We start from the raw sequence: 14,426 nt of genomic DNA, 5'->3' as shown, positions 1-14,426 counted from the left end.
ATAGGTGGGGGCGTCACAGGCGGATACACGGCTGTCGGAACGGTACAAGGCCAGCCGGGCGATATCTGGAGCGGATTCAGTCAGGGCCCTGGCGGCAACTGCATCACTGTTTCAGCGATAAAAGCCGCCATGATGCACGTCGGCCAGAAGCCCACCGATGTTTTCAAGGAGGTGAAATACCTGCGCGAATCGCGACGGTGTTGTTCCAGGCAAAAGAAAACCCCCGATACGCCGTAGGCCTATCGGGGGTTTTTCAACCTTGGGTGGTTAGACCCAGGGTGTGCTCAGCTTATTGGCATAGTAGCCAGCTAGGAAGTGTATACTTTCCTGAGTCCGCCGAAAGTCGTGGCCTGCAGCGATTTAGTCGCTTGTATGGCGTTTGTTTTCGTATACTTTAGAGCGTTTTTTGGCGTTTCTAGGCCCGAAAGTATACGAAAATCGATCTGGGGGGCGTGGCATTATTTTTCACGTTTTGAGTCTATGGCCGTTTCCCAGACATCGGGAAGCCCTTCAGCTCCGAGCATCGGTTCATCTCCCTTAGATTTTGGCCCTGGGCTGTCATTGGGCTTTGCGGTAGGCCGTCACAACTCCGCATTCCAAGCGTCCATCGCCCCGATGAGAGTGTAGAACCACTCAAGCGATAACCCCACAAGGCCGTAGCAATTTGCCGATTTGTATCGGCGTCAAACCACGGCGGAAGACTATCCACATCGCCCAAAAATGGGCTGGCTGTTATGACGGTGTACTCACCGGTTTTTATAGATTTAAGGCATGCGTACCTTTACTGCCTCTCCGCTGGCGAGCCGACGCTAAGCAACAATTGCAGTCCAAGACATTTACTGGAGTTTCTCCAGTAGAGCCAGAATCGTACCCCATGAGTAGCGGATGGCCAACTGTGAGTTCCCGGCTTGTGGACAAGATGTTTGAGTTGCTCACGCGACGTAATTATTTGATCACGGATCTCTTCTGGATCTATAGAAATTACACCACCGGCGTTTAATGAAATAGTCTTAACCTTGTTAGCAGCCGTGATGAAATTTTGTTCACGCGTCTTTTTGCAATCGGGGCGTCGGTCGGAACTGATGAAATTCCAGAACTTTGAAATTAGTTTTAATGACGCACGTCCCGCTGACATAGTGGTTTGCCCGAATATAGAGTTCTGGAAAGCTATAATGACTCGGCAAGCATAATAGAGATATAGAAAAAATTACCGGTTGCTGAATTCTCAAGCCACTCAGTTAAATTGAATTCGGGTAACAGATTGGTCATTTCCTACTACCTCAGATTACATATGCCAAGAACTCAATTGCTTCGTATGGATCAGAAAAACCGGTGAGGGCGGCTCCATAAGTTCGAGTTACCTCTAATGTTCTTTCAGATGCCTCATAATATAAGGAGACCTTGACCTTATCCAATACCAGCTTCTGATCACCTACCAGTTTTTCTGTCTTGGCCACCGCATCAGATCTGGATTCAACTGCAACTTTGAATGCTGAATCACCATCAAGGTTTACGAGTGCAGTCTGAGTTTTTACTGGCTTCAGAGTTGTAATTCGCTCTAACTTATCAAGCTTTTTAAACCAGTCGTAGACATCGAGCTTAGCGCCTTCGAAAGCGAAGGACTTGGGGAGTACGCGTCTGAGAGTCGTCGTAAAGCCTTTCATGCTTTGCGGAGGCGACTCGGCTATCACCTCATAGAGATTCAGCCCTTTTTCGCGAATATAAAACCTGAAGCTGAGATATTGAATAACGGTGTTCTGAAGGGAATTCCCATATACATCCGTCAAATCGCTGATCAAAGTGTTTTGCTCATGATATTTAGCGCTGAGCATTTTTTGGACGGGAGCTATTAGCTCCACGCCAGAGCCATAGTCGGGGTCAAACGGCGCTGCCGACATCAGGCTGTTCAGCTCGTCCATTGTCGAATTTATATGCAGTAAAAAAACCTTGAACCTTATAGTTCGCATCTTTATTTACCTTTGGTTAGTGCTGCCAGTGTAGACTCCGCTGCCTTTACAATAAGCTTTTTAATACGTTCCTCGTCCACTGGGTTGGCTTTGATCCTTGCTCCATATTCGCCTACCGATTGGTAGCGCATTACACCTTTGACAATGTAGGAGAAGTCCGCGCACTCAGATTGTTTGCCGAACTGTGACTCTAAGACGTAAACATCAGAATCAAACTGGTTTTCGTCCACTGCATGCCACAATATCTTCCAAATATAGAACCCATTCGCCTCAAGGCTGAGAAGTTGTTCCGACTCAAGCACCCCTTGACCACGTAATTGAGCTTTCGATATTCGAGTGATTGCCTTGGTTTCTTTGATCTCAGGCTCATCGACGTCTGAGGAGTCAAATTCATCCTCCAGCATATCGTCATCGATATCTTTGACTGGGTTATATGTAGCAACATCAATTACATCGAGAACTTTCATTTTGGGCAGGGCATATATCATTTGCCGGAAAAATTTACTCCTCAAGCTTGAGTCCGGGAAGGATGCTAGAGAAATATCCACCACGCTAACCTTTTCATCGGTAAGAGTCTCTATCTGGCTTTGTAGTGCTGCTGAAACAACCTTGAACTTATCGTTCATGGGCCCCGTGACCTTCCATCCATCAGTCGTAGGTTCAAACTTTATCTGCGCATCCTTCTGTACTACCTGCCTAAACTCTGACTGCCCGTAATCCGTTTTTGTATATCGCACTGTGCACAGGATTGCGTCACCTTCAACCCAGTAATCAACACTATCTTGATGCTTATCCTCTAGCATCTCTTTTGTAGACTCAAGAGATTCAAGTAGCTTCTGTTTGCTCAGAACGACCTTAAGATTGATATTTGTTGTCCGCTCTCTAGCACTGTGAGCACCAATGAGTATAGAGAGTTTTTGAAAGTCAGCATAATCATGAAAAAAACTACTGAATTGTCTAGCCAGAAATTCTTTATTTGTGTCGGGTGAAATTATAATACCTCGCGATAAGAATAGCTCTCGCAAGTGAGCAATGGTCACTTTTCGTTGGGTTAAAGCATCAAACATGGCTTTGTCTGAAGCATAATAAAGACTACCAATTTTCATGGTCGATCCCATCCGATGTGTTCGGCTTTGTAATTGTGCACTGCCATCGTAACTACCTGCAGGTCAATCCTTTCTAGTATGTTTCGGCGATGTTCATCTTCGTTCCATTCCCGAACATAGTTTGCGATGGCTGACCGATAATTGCTTATTAATTTGTCGCTGGAATCTTTGCAAATTATCCGAATTCTAATTTTCTTTTCTTTGTCGCCATTCAATATCTGAAATCTGGAGAGTGCGTCAAACAAGTACATGAACTCATATTCGCTCGCACCACTGCGTCGATAGTAGATAATATAGCCTTCACCAGACGTTTTTACCTTATGTCCATCGTCATCTAATTCGTGGACTTCTCCATGATGAATGATCAGATAAGGAGATGCTATCATTTCCATCGTTGCTGGCCTGGCCCAGTAGTCGCCTGCTGCCTTGTGCAAGGTCATTTCCGGATACAAAAAAGTATATTTCCTTCGTGGGAAGGTACCATTTGCTACCAAGCTGTTTATATCCTGCCTAAGAGTCGCTATATAGTTAATTAGGGCTGGCTCGACGATGTGAAGTTGCTGCCCCTCTTTGACATGGAGGTTGTCCGATTTCAAATCCTTAAAATGATCATAGAAATCTCGATCATATTGATCGTCATGATTGAATACGAAAAGCATTCCGCTGATTATTTTTTTCTCGCCACGAATAAGAAGATAGCGATCTCGCCAGTCCGGGCTGATATAGGCACAGTCTATTGATTTCGCCAAGCTGACCAGTGCTTTTCTGATCTCTGTGGTACCGATACTGCCCTTAGCATAGCTTTTCAAGTCTGTATGCATATACACAGTTTTATTGGCATACGGATCAAAATACCGGAATACAACATCGGTAGGGTGGTGGTGGTCTCCCGACTTTCCTTTAGCATGGATTTCTTTTTGAACGCAGAGATAGTTCAGGTTCGAAGGCCCGACAATCTCCCACTTGAAGAACGAAAAAAGATCATCCGAAATCTTCTCTGCTATCCTTCCAATATTAACTAATTCCCCACCCGACATATCCCCTCAGCCTCTTATAGTTTTAAATAACCAGATAAATTTATGATCGCTATCGAGTCGTGAAGACGCGAGAGAGTCAATCACTCCTATGATTGCCAGATGAACAACCCGATTAGAAGCATCTCATGCGCTGTGCGAGAAAGTGCAAGGGAGCTGTAATGATGAGAATAGTCTCGATCTGTCATGGCAGCTATTTTGTAATTCATGAGAGCTCCGCTCAGAAGAACAGCCACCGTTACTCCAAGGCTTAGGCTTCCCTGGAAAGTATCTCCTAATGTGAATGAGCCGCTGCACGCATATCGCGTGTGGGTCAAGCCGTTCATATGCGAATCCATTCAATTGCACCTAATGAACCTTGGTGATGGCTCAATAATAGCTTCAAGATGTTAGGCTGTAATCCTTATTCGTCGGATTTCCATCGCGTCGTAGTGTGGAGGCCTGCCTTGATATCGAAAATCAGCAGTGACGCCATTGCCATATCATCCGCGATCCATGGCCCATCGTAATGAGCCAAAATGGGAGCATTAAGCCTAAAAATGGTGGTTAATGTCCCGTTTAGGGGACATTAACTCTCGCGCCCCATTAGAGACATATCCTCATCGCTCGGCTTTAAGGCGGGAATTTATTCTTCGATTCGCCAGTTTCATGACGAGTCCAGCGCAAATTGGCTATCGACATGAATTGCCTAATTGCCAGCGCGCCACGTTCATTTCTGGCTTTGGAACCTGGCAAGGTTAGAGCTGCCTCGACCATGGCACGACTCGCTTCGTACATCGCAAATGCGTTGAACTCAGAATCAAGCAGTACCAAGAGCACAGTATCGAAGGGTTGGCGAAGATCAATTGCCCCCATTCGGCCCGTAATCTTTCGTGGGTTCAGGATGCAACGGCCCTTTATCTGGATTCTCGCGACTCCATCTTCCAGCGCCTCTGTAGCGTCGTAACCTGCCTGCCTTGCAGGATGTAGTGACAGGCCGAGCCTAGCAGCAGCTTCGTACTCTGCGACCTCGCCGGTCACGCCCAGCGGCTTGCCGGTCAGGCGATAGAATCTACGCGCGAGCACCTTGGCCTCTTTCAAAATCTCTAGGATTTCATCCTGGATTAATGCAGCCTGGTGAGGTTCCTGGCCATAACTGAGTTCAGTCATCTGCAAATGCCTCGAGCGCAGCGAGCAGCTTGGCTAGCTCAGCCAGGTTGGCCGCCGTCACGATGTCATATTCTCCTCGACTACTCAGCCGATATACCTCTCGAGCCTTTTTGACCCGTTCCAGTAGAGGAACAACAATGCCTGACGCTCTTTCAAGAAATTCGTTAATGTCTGCCCGTGTTTGAGGGATCTTGTAGCCTTTGGCCGCGCTTGTGATGATTACGTCGGCATCCCGAAGCTTGGCAATGCCACTGGAACGAATTCTCTGGCCGTTGACCTCTCCCAGTCCGCTGTCTTTTAGATGGGCCATGATCTCCGTAGTCAGCACGTAATCCTTGGTGACGAATTCGCTTTGAAATCTTAAGAACCGCAGGATACTCAATTGCAGGCGCTCATCCTCATCAGGGTGTTCACCAGCCCGCTCGCTAAAACGATTAGCTTGGCGGAGAGCTTCTTGGTGTACCTGGTAGTCTGCATACCCAGATTCATCCGTCGGTGGTGGCAGAAGAGACTGGTACTTGGATGGCCACTCAAGCATTCCAAGAGTCAGGCGGCGTAGGATCTTTTTGTAGGCAAGAACTGCTTCTTCCGATGCTTTCTCTTCGTAGATCTGAGCGACTGAGCCAGCGAAGAAATCCGCAACCTGAACCAAAACGTTGTCCTTACTGGCCATCGTCTGGAAGGCATCCTTATCGCCAAATAGGTCGTCCACGAATCGTTCTGCAACGTAGCTTTTGAGGCTCTCCTGAAATTCCTGGCCACCATGTTCGTCTACGACCATCTGGAGGTCAGGGTATGCACGGAACAAACGTTCATAGAGCAACCCGTTGACGTATTTTATGAACGAGGTCTTGATACGGAGGCCGCCGTCTTTGTGAATTCGAGACTTATCAACGACGGTGAAATAGAGCTTGAATGGCAGCTCAGCTAGCTCGTTGAGGATTCGGGCACGGCGATCTGAATCTTTGGGCTTCAGATTGCTAGATTTGATCTCGCCTGTTTGAAAATGACGCATGCGGAGTGCTTCAGCTTGGGCATAAGCAGCTTCCAGATCTTTCTCTGCCACCAGAATGGAGCACACGATGAAGAATCCCGAGCTTCCTCCCTTTGACGTATCAAGGTCGGAATTCCCGGACTCATCCACGAATGCATACGTTCTGTCCATGAGCTTGCTCCATCAACAACGTACTGAGTGCGGTGGGTCGCCCAATGGCAAGGTGGCGAACTTAGTTCGTCGCAGTGGTACTGCCTGGAGCGGGGCCTTCGCTGAACGTGTAGTTGATGACCACGTCATTTCGGATCAAGACGTCGAGAGTTTTCTGGGTGCCCGTAGTCGTCACCTTCATGGTGACCACGTAGCTTTGGGCATGGGCTGAGCCATTGGTGTAGGTGTAGATCCACTTTTCGTCAGTCTCGCTGACAGCACTCTTGGCATAGGGCTCACCAAACAGGGACTTCAACTCAGTAGTCGTCGTTTTGCCTTTGGTGATGCTCGCTACACTGGCCGACGGAAAGTCTCGCCCTGCGGTGTAGTGGGACGTAGCGCAACCGCCAAGTGCGACACAGATCCCCATTACTGCGATGAGCTTTTTCATATCCATCCTTGATCGTAGAAAGTTCCAAATCTAGCTGGCATCGAGGCTAAAAGCCATCGCCAAGGTGATCAGCTACTTTCGTGCATTCGCAGATAATGCCTTGCACATGTAGCAAGCCGAGCCAGGGCAAAGCCCCATGAACTGCTCCGTCTGAGAAATCAGAGGCGGCGCAGAACCTCGTTGGTTTGCTGCATAGCCCTGCTGTTCAAAAAAGCCTGACGCAGTTGTTGTCAGCAAATGAAGTCGAGCGATTCCCAGCTCGGCGGCTTTCGCTTCAATGACCCGAAGCACCGTGACACCGACCCCCTTCGATCTGTGTGTCGAGACTACGACCAGGGAACGCAGCAACCCGTCCGTACCATGCGTTTCGAATCCTCCCCATGCGACCGTCTCGCTGTCCAGTGTGAACTCAAAAAATGTTCGGCCCGGAAGATCAATATCGTCTGCAGGAAGGTCAGCAGATTTCAGTGCATCGCGAAAGAGCTGCCATTGCCCTCCGGCTATTTCCGTTGCCTGGATCATCATTTCCTTGCCCATCCCCTTATCTCCTTTGTGCCGCTTTGTAGGAACTGTCACGGCTCAAGCCTAAGCAGCAGCCATCATATTCGCTTTACCGAATATTCGCCAAAGCGTATATTCGATTTTCCATATGCGTCGAGTTTAACCATGAGCCCTGCTATCAAAGTGCTATTCGTGTGCGTTGCCAACTCAGCCCGATCCCTGCTTGCAGAGGCATTGCTGCGTCACACCGATCATCGCTTCGAGGCCTTCAGCGCAGGGTCTGAACCGTCTGAGGTTGATCCGCGCACAACTCAGGCATTGGAGGCTGTTGGAGTCGATGCAACGGGCTTGCGCAGCAAGTCCATCAGCGAGTTTCAAGCTGATCGATTCGATTACGTAATCACTCTTTGTGATAAATCCGCAAGCGAGTGCCTACCAATGCCCAATGCAGGTGAAATCATTGCCTGGGATTTTCCTGACCCAGTTACTAGCGATGATCCTGGCGCATTTCGCCACACGCTCCACGACATCCACGAGCGCATAAAGCTCTTCGTTTTGGTCAAGACCAAACACCTGGAGGATCTATGACAGAACCCATGAACCCCACCACCTTATTCAAGTGCCTAGCGGATGACACCCGAGCAAAAATTTCGCTGCTTGTCGTGAGTGAAGGTGAGCTGTGTGTATGCGAGCTGACGGCAGCACTTGACCTGAGTCAGCCGAAGATTTCTCGTCATTTGGCGCTGCTGCGCTCCGCCGGTTTGCTGTTGGATCGTCGCCAAGGCCAATGGGTGTATTACCGACTGAATCCTGATTTGCCCGAGTGGGTGACGGCAGTTTTGAAGGAAGTGGTAGACGCCAATCAGCAATGGCTGGAAACCGAGGCTAAGCGCCTCTGCGGCATGAACGACCGTCCGATCAACCAAGCCGTGTGTAGCTGATTCACGCCCAACCGGATTAATGAAATGCTGATTGCCGTATTGATCTTTATTGCCACCATCGTCCTTGTCATCTGGCAACCCAAGGGGCTTGGGGTTGGCTGGAGTGCGATGTTCGGTGCCATCGTGGCGTTGCTGGCAGGTGTCGTTACGCTCGCAGACATACCGGAGGTATGGCGCATAGTCTGGAACGCTACCGGAACGTTCATCGCGGTCATTATCATTAGTCTGTTGCTTGATGAGGCAGGCTTTTTCAAATGGGCTGCGCTGCATGTGGCCCGATGGGGAGGCGGGAGCACCCGCAAGCTGTTCGCATTTATCGTCCTGCTGGGCGCAGCGGTGTCTGCCCTGTTCGCTAATGACGGAGCAGCATTGATCCTCACACCCATTGTGATCGCGATGTTGCTGGCGCTGCGTTTTTCTCCTGCTGCTACGTTGGCATTCGTTATGGCAGCCGGTTTTATCGCCGATACGGCGAGCTTACCGCTGGTGGTTTCCAACCTGGTCAACATCGTTTCTGCCGACTACTTCGATATCGGCTTCAACGAATATGCTTCGATCATGGTGCCGGTAAACTTCGTCAGCGTGGCGGCGACATTAGTCATGTTGCTGTGGTTTTTCCGCAAAGATTTACCAAAGACCTATGACCTCAACCAACTGGACAATCCGGACGAGGCAATCCACGACCGGGCCACTTTTTTAGCCGGCTGGTGGGTGTTGGCACTACTCCTGATCGGCTTCTTTGTCATTGAGCCATTGGGGGTGCCAATCAGTGCCATTGCAGCGGTCTGTGCATTCATTCTTTACGTCATCGCGGCTCGTGGTCACGCCATCAACACAAGCAAGGTGCTCAAAGAGGCGCCATGGCAGGTGGTGATTTTTTCTTTGGGTATGTACCTGGTTGTTTATGGCCTGAAAAACGCCGGTCTGACCGACCACATCGCGCAGATCCTGAACGTGTTCGCCGGTTATGGCGTTTGGGGCGCGTCCCTAGGTACAGGGCTGCTAACAGCGGTGCTGTCTTCGATCATGAACAACATGCCTACGGTTCTGGTTGGTGCCTTATCCATTCATGCCGCCGAAGTTGATGGCGTCGTTCAGCAAGCGATGGTGTACGCCAACATCATTGGCTGCGACCTAGGCCCAAAGATCACGCCAATTGGCAGTCTGGCAACTCTGTTGTGGCTGCACGTGCTCGCCCGGAAAAACATAACGATCAGCTGGGGTTACTACTTCAAGACCGGGATCGTGCTGACCGTGCCCATCCTCGTCGCCACATTGTCCGCCCTGGCACTGCGCCTCAGTTTCTGAATCAAGGAATCGTCTGATGAAAGTCTTGTTCATGTGCACTCACAACAGCTGCCGCAGCATTCTGTCCGAGGCGCTATTCAACCACTTGGCGCCCGAGGGTGTAGAAGCCGTCAGCTCAGGAAGCTTTCCCAGTGGCCGGGTGAATCAACGGGCATTGCAAACGCTGGAGGCGGCGGGTATCTCCACTGCGGGCTTGAGCAGCAAGGCTTCGGATGCTTTTGAAGGCTCGCCTCCAGACATCGTGATCACCGTCTGTGACCGGGCAGCGGGTGAAGCGTGCCCTATCTTTTTAGGGGCAGCCTTGAAGGCGCACTGGGGCTTGGCCGACCCGTCCGAAACCACCGGATCGGAAGCCGAGATTACAGGCGCGTTTGAATCCACGCTCGCCAAGATCCGCGAGCGTGTCAGTGCATTTCTTGCCCTGCCGCTGAAGACAATGAGTGCTGACCAGCTCAAAGCTGAACTGAACCGCATCGGTTCGCTTTGAGGATCAACCGAGGCAGCGCCCCGCTGGGCGCCGTCGTAGGAGTTTATATGCAAGACACATTGCCGAACGTACACGCCGATCTGATCGACATCCCTTCAGTGGAGCAACTGACCCCGGCGTCCCTGTCGATCCACAAACCTCGAATCCTCCTTCTGTATGGCTCGACCCGAGAGCGCTCTTTCAGCCGATTGGTCACACAGGAGGCCGCACGTCTTCTGGAGCAATTTGGTGCCGAAACTAGGATCTTCGATCCGTCAGGGCTGCCGCTGCCGGATGATGCTCCCGACACCCACCCTAAAGTTGCCGAGCTGCGTGAGCTGATGCGGTGGTCTGAGGGGCAGGTATGGTGCTCCCCTGAGCGTCACGGCTCCATGAGTGCAGTATTCAAAGCCCAAATTGACTGGGTTCCGCTGGCGATAGGTGCTGTACGACCTACGCAAGGGAAGACCCTTGCAGTGATGCAGGTCTGCGGCGGCTCGCAGTCTTTCAACGTGGTCAATCAGCTGCGGGTACTGGGACGATGGATGCGGATGTTCACCATTCCGAACCAATCTTCCGTTGCCAAGGCATTCACCGAGTTTGATGAGGCAGGCCGTATGAAGCCGTCCTCGTACTACGACCGCCTGGTAGACGTGATGGAAGAACTGATGAAGTTCACGCTGCTGTTGCGGGATCGGCAGGACTACCTGGTTGATCGCTATTCCGAGCGTAAAGAGTCCGCCGAAGAGTTATCCAAGCGCGTCAATCAGCTTTCCATTTAATGCCTGGGCGAGGGAATTGTATGAGCCAGATCACGATCTATCACAACCCGCAATGTGGCACCTCTCGAAACACCTTGGAACTGATCCGCAACAGCGGAGAAGAACCGACCATCGTCGAATACCTGAAAACTCCACCTGATCGCGCCACGCTGGTGAGGCTGATCCAGGATATGGGTATTGAGGTGCGAGCCCTGCTGCGTATCAAGGGCACTCCTTACGAAGAGTTGGGACTGGGCAACGCATCACTGAGCGATGAACAGCTCGTTGATGCCATGATGGCTCATCCCATCCTGATCAATCGCCCCATCGTCGTGACGCCTTTGGGCACACGCTTGTGTCGTCCGTCAGAGGCAGTCCTCGACCTTCTGCCGCAGGAGCAGCGCGGCAGCTTCGTCAAAGAAGACGGACAAGTCGTCATTGATGAGAATGGCCGTAGGGTTTAAACCGATGTAAAGCAGATGGGCCTGGAGAGATGCTGGTGAATCAAAACTCGAAATTTGATGTAGTGGTCATTGGCGGTGGCCAATCCGCGCTCACCGTAGCCTATTTTTTGAGGCGTACAGGCCTTTCCTACGTATTACTCGACGCCGAGTCGGCACCGGGAGGGGCCTGGCGGCATGGGTGGGATTCTCTGAGACTATTCTCGCCGTCTGCTTGGAGCTCAATTGCCGGCTGGCCCATGCCAGCAGTATCCGATGGGACTCCTGGGCGGGACGATGTTGTCGACTATCTAACTCAGTACGAGCGCCGATATGACTTCCCCATCATCCGTTCCACGCGGGTGACCCATGTCGAGAACATCGAAGGCGGGTTGCGCGTTTTTTCCGGGGATACTTACTGGGATGCCAAAGCGGTCATCAGTGCAACAGGCACGTGGAGCAGTCCGGTTATTCCAACCTATCCAGGGCAGGAGCTTTTCGAGGGGCAGCAAATCCATTCCGCCCATTACGTTGGGCCGAGAGAGTTCGAAGGGAAGGCAGTGCTGGTCGTTGGCGGTGGTAACTCGGGTGCCCAGATTTACGCCGAAGTTTCAAAGGTGGCTCACGCAACCTGGGTGACTCAGCAAGCGCCAAAGTATCTTCCAGATGAGGTCGATGGCCGCGTCCTGTTCGAGCGGGCCACTGCTAGATTGAAGGCGCAACAAGATGGGATTGAGCCTCAACAGCCCGTTGGAGGGCTGGGAGACATTGTAATGGTGCCACCGGTAAAGGAAGCTCGCGAACGCGGCGTGCTGAACACGGTGCGGCCATTTACGCATTTCACCTCAACAGGTGTTGTGTGGCCATCGGCGGGGGCCGAGACGAAGATCGATGCCGTCATCTGGTGTACTGGATTTTCTCCAGCGCTCGACCACCTGAGCAACCTGGGTATCGTTGGCGATGACGGCAAAGTCGCCGTGAATGAAAACCGGAGTGTTGCTTCACCTAATCTGTGGTTGGTGGGCTACGGCGATTGGACGGGGCTAGCCTCCGCTACATTGATCGGAGTGACACGCACCGCTCGAGATGTAGTCAACCAAGTCCAAAGCTATCTCAAAAGCGAACTCTGATCGCTCGCGACGCAAATCGAGTGCGCCTACTGTGATGCGACTTCAAGCTCAGGAAAGAGAATAGGCTCCAGTGGAGGAGTTGTCTGGCACAGCCCGAGCCGCCAGTAACCGACGTCGTGCCATTTCCCGAGCTTGAAGCCTACCTCCGGATATGTCCCGATATGGACGAATCCCAGCGACTCGTGCAGACCCACACTGCCTTCATTGGGTTGAGCAATTCCGGCGTAAGCTGCGCGAAAGCACTGTTTTTCAAGGATCGGAAGCAAAGTCTCATAGAGCTCACGGCCAACGCCCTGTCGGCGAGCCGATTCAGCTATGTAAACCGTCACGTCCACCGCCCACCGGTAGGCCGGACGTGCGCGGTGCTGGCTGGCATAGGCGTAGCCCTTGATCTCCCCACCTTCTTCGGCCACCAAGTAGGGATAAATCTGAAGCGTTGTCGCTATTCGCTGAGCGATTTCTTCAGCACTTGGCGGAATCTCTTCAAACGAGATCGCCGTTGCTGAAACGATGGGGGCGTAAATGCGCTGGATGGCTACAGCATCTGCCACCACTGCCGTACGGATTTTCAAAGCCATGTATGTCGTCCCTGATTCGAAAGTTGAACATTACCCTTTTTAGTTTAGCTTTGGACATGTTCGAAATTTGAAGTCGTGGGCATTCTTGAAATCGTCGCAATCTCCATTTGGATCGGTTCTGATTAAGACCGTCAAATGTTTTAGCGACATCGCTGAGTATTCACTTTGCATCCATGTCAGGGCTTCTTGGCTATGACCAGCAGCCCCGCCACGATCAGGCCCGCGCCTGCAATCATGCGCAACGTGATGACCTCTCTGAGCACTAGGGCTGCGAGCAGCATGGCAACGATCACGCTACCTTTATCGATCAGTGCCACCGTGGCGACATCCCCTACCTTCAGTGCCTTGTAGTAGAAGATCCACGACAAGGCAGTGGTAACGCCAGACAGTCCCAGCCAATACAGATTTCGGCTTGTGATGTTGGCCACCTCCTGTGTCGGAACAGCCCAGGCCGCGAATACGAGTACAAAGGCACACACAAACAGGGTGCGAACTGTTAGACCAAGCTCAGCTGAAATGCCTGCGAGTCCAATCTTTGCAATCACAGAAGTAAACCCGGCAAAAAACATTGAGATGAAGGCATAAGCTACCCATTTTTCCATGCGTGTATTTCCCTGAACATTTGATGTGCAAGCGACTGAGAGGCCAATCACAAATCACTTGCCCCTCAGTACCTACTCCCGGCTAACGCAGTCAATTTGGCGTATGACTTATTTCGGAATGTACGCCGCGACCGACTTGCGAATCTCTTCCCGCGCTTCATCTGCGCTTCCCCAGCGGCCCATCTTCACCCACTTACCCGGCTCCAACGCCTTGTAGTTTTCGAAGAAGTGCTGGATCTGCGCGAGGAGTAATGCAGGGAGGTCTGAGCACTCCTTAACGTCGTTGTACATAGAGCTGAGTTTTTCATGAGGCACAGCGATCACCTTGGCATCCGCTCCAGCTTCGTCCGTCATGTACATCACACCAACCGGGCGACTACGAATGACAACGCCAGGTGATACTGGGTAAGGACAAATCACTAGCACGTCGAGAGGATCGCCGTCATCGCTGAGCGTATTTGGAATGAATCCGTAGTTGGCCGGGTAGAACATAGGCGTGCTGAGGAAGCGGTCAACGAAGATCTGTCCGCTTGGCTTGTCCACCTCGTACTTGATCGGCGAGTGGTTTGCAGGAATCTCGATAACGGTGAAGAAGTCATCGGGAATCGCGTTACCAGCTGGAATGTCCGTGTAGCTCATGCTCATATCTCCAAGCGTCTATGAAAGGCAAAGGCCGCTGACTTTTTTGCCAACGGATACACGTGATTCGATTTTTTACGCTGACCAACCAACAGATTTACTGGCTATACGACAAATAACCTTCTGATCGCATCCAAGTCAGCCCAAGGTTGCGAAAATTGCGAGCTGACCTCAGCACAGCCAAAGCCATGGGCGAATGGTTGATTACT

General features: G+C 51.3%; 17 protein-coding genes. 7 read left to right on the top strand and 10 right to left on the bottom strand.

Going from position 1 to position 14,426, the window contains the following annotated elements:
- Positions 1–1,280 precede the first annotated feature (1,280 nt).
- The 7 genes from HX821_RS01505 to arsN2 form a co-directional block, all read right to left on the bottom strand.
- Complete coding sequence (locus HX821_RS01505) at positions 1,281–1,919, bottom strand: hypothetical protein (protein WP_177035187.1); 639 nt, start codon at positions 1,917–1,919, stop codon at positions 1,281–1,283.
- Between the two features lie 50 nt (positions 1,920–1,969).
- On the bottom strand, positions 1,970–3,073 hold the full coding sequence (locus tag HX821_RS01500; protein WP_218182496.1) for a hypothetical protein: 1,104 nt from the start codon (positions 3,071–3,073) through the stop codon (positions 1,970–1,972).
- On the bottom strand, positions 3,070–4,110 hold the full coding sequence (locus HX821_RS01495) for a hypothetical protein (RefSeq protein ID WP_177035186.1): 1,041 nt from the start codon (positions 4,108–4,110) through the stop codon (positions 3,070–3,072). The genes HX821_RS01500 and HX821_RS01495 overlap by 4 nt, the downstream gene beginning before the upstream one ends.
- A gap of 609 nt (positions 4,111–4,719) precedes the next feature.
- Complete coding sequence (locus HX821_RS01490) at positions 4,720–5,256, bottom strand: hypothetical protein (RefSeq protein ID WP_177035185.1); 537 nt, start codon at positions 5,254–5,256, stop codon at positions 4,720–4,722.
- Positions 5,249–6,421, bottom strand: a complete 1,173-nt coding sequence (locus HX821_RS01485) for a DUF3800 domain-containing protein (protein WP_177035184.1) — start codon at positions 6,419–6,421, stop codon at positions 5,249–5,251. The genes HX821_RS01490 and HX821_RS01485 overlap by 8 nt, the downstream gene beginning before the upstream one ends.
- A 61-nt stretch (positions 6,422–6,482) precedes the next feature.
- A complete protein-coding gene (locus HX821_RS01480; RefSeq protein ID WP_017337075.1) occupies positions 6,483–6,851 on the bottom strand; it encodes a hypothetical protein in 369 nt (122 codons plus the stop codon).
- A gap of 72 nt (positions 6,852–6,923) precedes the next feature.
- On the bottom strand, positions 6,924–7,388 hold the full coding sequence (arsN2, locus tag HX821_RS01475; RefSeq protein ID WP_177035183.1) for an arsenic resistance N-acetyltransferase ArsN2: 465 nt from the start codon (positions 7,386–7,388) through the stop codon (positions 6,924–6,926).
- 129 nt (positions 7,389–7,517) lie between these two features.
- On the opposite strand from arsN2, the gene HX821_RS01470 reads away from it, so the two are divergent.
- Genes HX821_RS01470 through HX821_RS01440 form a run of 7 tightly spaced genes read left to right on the top strand, consistent with a single transcriptional unit; the run spans position 7,518 to position 12,398 of the window.
- Positions 7,518–7,940 carry an arsenate reductase ArsC gene (locus tag HX821_RS01470; protein ID WP_177035182.1) on the top strand — a complete coding sequence of 141 codons (423 nt, stop codon included), beginning with the start codon at positions 7,518–7,520 and terminating at the stop codon, positions 7,938–7,940.
- Positions 7,937–8,293: a metalloregulator ArsR/SmtB family transcription factor gene (locus HX821_RS01465; RefSeq protein ID WP_074848706.1), complete on the top strand. Its 357-nt coding sequence runs from the start codon at positions 7,937–7,939 to the stop codon at positions 8,291–8,293. The genes HX821_RS01470 and HX821_RS01465 overlap by 4 nt, the downstream gene beginning before the upstream one ends.
- A 24-nt stretch (positions 8,294–8,317) precedes the next feature.
- Positions 8,318–9,601: an arsenic transporter gene (locus tag HX821_RS01460; RefSeq protein ID WP_177035181.1), complete on the top strand. Its 1,284-nt coding sequence runs from the start codon at positions 8,318–8,320 to the stop codon at positions 9,599–9,601.
- A gap of 16 nt (positions 9,602–9,617) precedes the next feature.
- A complete protein-coding gene (locus HX821_RS01455) occupies positions 9,618–10,088 on the top strand; it encodes an arsenate reductase ArsC (RefSeq protein ID WP_177035180.1) in 471 nt (156 codons plus the stop codon).
- A gap of 47 nt (positions 10,089–10,135) precedes the next feature.
- Positions 10,136–10,849 carry an arsenical resistance protein ArsH gene (gene arsH, locus HX821_RS01450; protein ID WP_177035179.1) on the top strand — a complete coding sequence of 238 codons (714 nt, stop codon included), beginning with the start codon at positions 10,136–10,138 and terminating at the stop codon, positions 10,847–10,849.
- A 20-nt stretch (positions 10,850–10,869) separates the two neighbouring features.
- On the top strand, positions 10,870–11,292 hold the full coding sequence (gene arsC, locus HX821_RS01445; protein ID WP_177035178.1) for an arsenate reductase (glutaredoxin): 423 nt from the start codon (positions 10,870–10,872) through the stop codon (positions 11,290–11,292).
- Positions 11,293–11,321: 29 nt separating this feature from the next.
- Entirely contained in the window at positions 11,322–12,398 is a 1,077-nt protein-coding gene (locus HX821_RS01440; protein ID WP_177035177.1) for an ArsO family NAD(P)H-dependent flavin-containing monooxygenase, read from the top strand.
- A 26-nt stretch (positions 12,399–12,424) separates the two neighbouring features.
- On the opposite strand, the gene HX821_RS01435 is transcribed toward HX821_RS01440, so the two are convergent.
- The 3 genes from HX821_RS01435 to ppa all read right to left on the bottom strand — a co-directional run bounded on the left by HX821_RS01435 (position 12,425) and on the right by ppa (position 14,217).
- Entirely contained in the window at positions 12,425–12,976 is a 552-nt protein-coding gene (locus tag HX821_RS01435) for an arsinothricin resistance N-acetyltransferase ArsN1 family B (RefSeq protein WP_177035176.1), read from the bottom strand.
- 176 nt (positions 12,977–13,152) lie between these two features.
- Positions 13,153–13,578: an EamA family transporter gene (locus tag HX821_RS01430; protein WP_177035175.1), complete on the bottom strand. Its 426-nt coding sequence runs from the start codon at positions 13,576–13,578 to the stop codon at positions 13,153–13,155.
- A gap of 108 nt (positions 13,579–13,686) precedes the next feature.
- Complete coding sequence (gene ppa / locus HX821_RS01425) at positions 13,687–14,217, bottom strand: inorganic diphosphatase (RefSeq protein WP_177035174.1); 531 nt, start codon at positions 14,215–14,217, stop codon at positions 13,687–13,689.
- Between the last annotated feature and the right edge of the window lie 209 nt (positions 14,218–14,426).

This window comes from Pseudomonas sp. B6001 (assembly GCF_013386015.1).
Classification (GTDB): domain Bacteria; phylum Pseudomonadota; class Gammaproteobacteria; order Pseudomonadales; family Pseudomonadaceae; genus Aquipseudomonas.
Note: the sequence above shows the minus strand (reverse complement) of the source record. Positions and strands in the feature narration are given on the sequence as shown.

Excerpts from the sequence above, each read along its gene's own strand:
- arsH (WP_177035179.1), top strand. The coding sequence starts at position 10,136 with ATGCAAGACACATTGCCGAACGTACACGCCGATCTGATCGACATCCCT.
- HX821_RS01495 (WP_177035186.1), bottom strand. The coding sequence starts at position 4,110 with ATGTCGGGTGGGGAATTAGTTAATATTGGAAGGATAGCAGAGAAGATT.
- HX821_RS01480 (WP_017337075.1), bottom strand. The coding sequence starts at position 6,851 with ATGAAAAAGCTCATCGCAGTAATGGGGATCTGTGTCGCACTTGGCGGT.
- HX821_RS01465 (WP_074848706.1), top strand. The coding sequence starts at position 7,937 with ATGACAGAACCCATGAACCCCACCACCTTATTCAAGTGCCTAGCGGAT.
- HX821_RS01460 (WP_177035181.1), top strand. The coding sequence starts at position 8,318 with ATGCTGATTGCCGTATTGATCTTTATTGCCACCATCGTCCTTGTCATC.
- HX821_RS01505 (WP_177035187.1), bottom strand. The coding sequence starts at position 1,919 with ATGGACGAGCTGAACAGCCTGATGTCGGCAGCGCCGTTTGACCCCGAC.
- arsC (WP_177035178.1), top strand. The coding sequence starts at position 10,870 with ATGAGCCAGATCACGATCTATCACAACCCGCAATGTGGCACCTCTCGA.
- HX821_RS01455 (WP_177035180.1), top strand. The coding sequence starts at position 9,618 with ATGAAAGTCTTGTTCATGTGCACTCACAACAGCTGCCGCAGCATTCTG.
- HX821_RS01435 (WP_177035176.1), bottom strand. The coding sequence starts at position 12,976 with ATGGCTTTGAAAATCCGTACGGCAGTGGTGGCAGATGCTGTAGCCATC.
- HX821_RS01485 (WP_177035184.1), bottom strand. The coding sequence starts at position 6,421 with ATGGACAGAACGTATGCATTCGTGGATGAGTCCGGGAATTCCGACCTT.
- HX821_RS01490 (WP_177035185.1), bottom strand. The coding sequence starts at position 5,256 with ATGACTGAACTCAGTTATGGCCAGGAACCTCACCAGGCTGCATTAATC.
- HX821_RS01440 (WP_177035177.1), top strand. The coding sequence starts at position 11,322 with ATGCTGGTGAATCAAAACTCGAAATTTGATGTAGTGGTCATTGGCGGT.
- HX821_RS01470 (WP_177035182.1), top strand. The coding sequence starts at position 7,518 with ATGAGCCCTGCTATCAAAGTGCTATTCGTGTGCGTTGCCAACTCAGCC.
- HX821_RS01430 (WP_177035175.1), bottom strand. The coding sequence starts at position 13,578 with ATGGAAAAATGGGTAGCTTATGCCTTCATCTCAATGTTTTTTGCCGGG.
- arsN2 (WP_177035183.1), bottom strand. The coding sequence starts at position 7,388 with ATGGGCAAGGAAATGATGATCCAGGCAACGGAAATAGCCGGAGGGCAA.
- ppa (WP_177035174.1), bottom strand. The coding sequence starts at position 14,217 with ATGAGCTACACGGACATTCCAGCTGGTAACGCGATTCCCGATGACTTC.
- HX821_RS01500 (WP_218182496.1), bottom strand. The coding sequence starts at position 3,073 with ATGAAAATTGGTAGTCTTTATTATGCTTCAGACAAAGCCATGTTTGAT.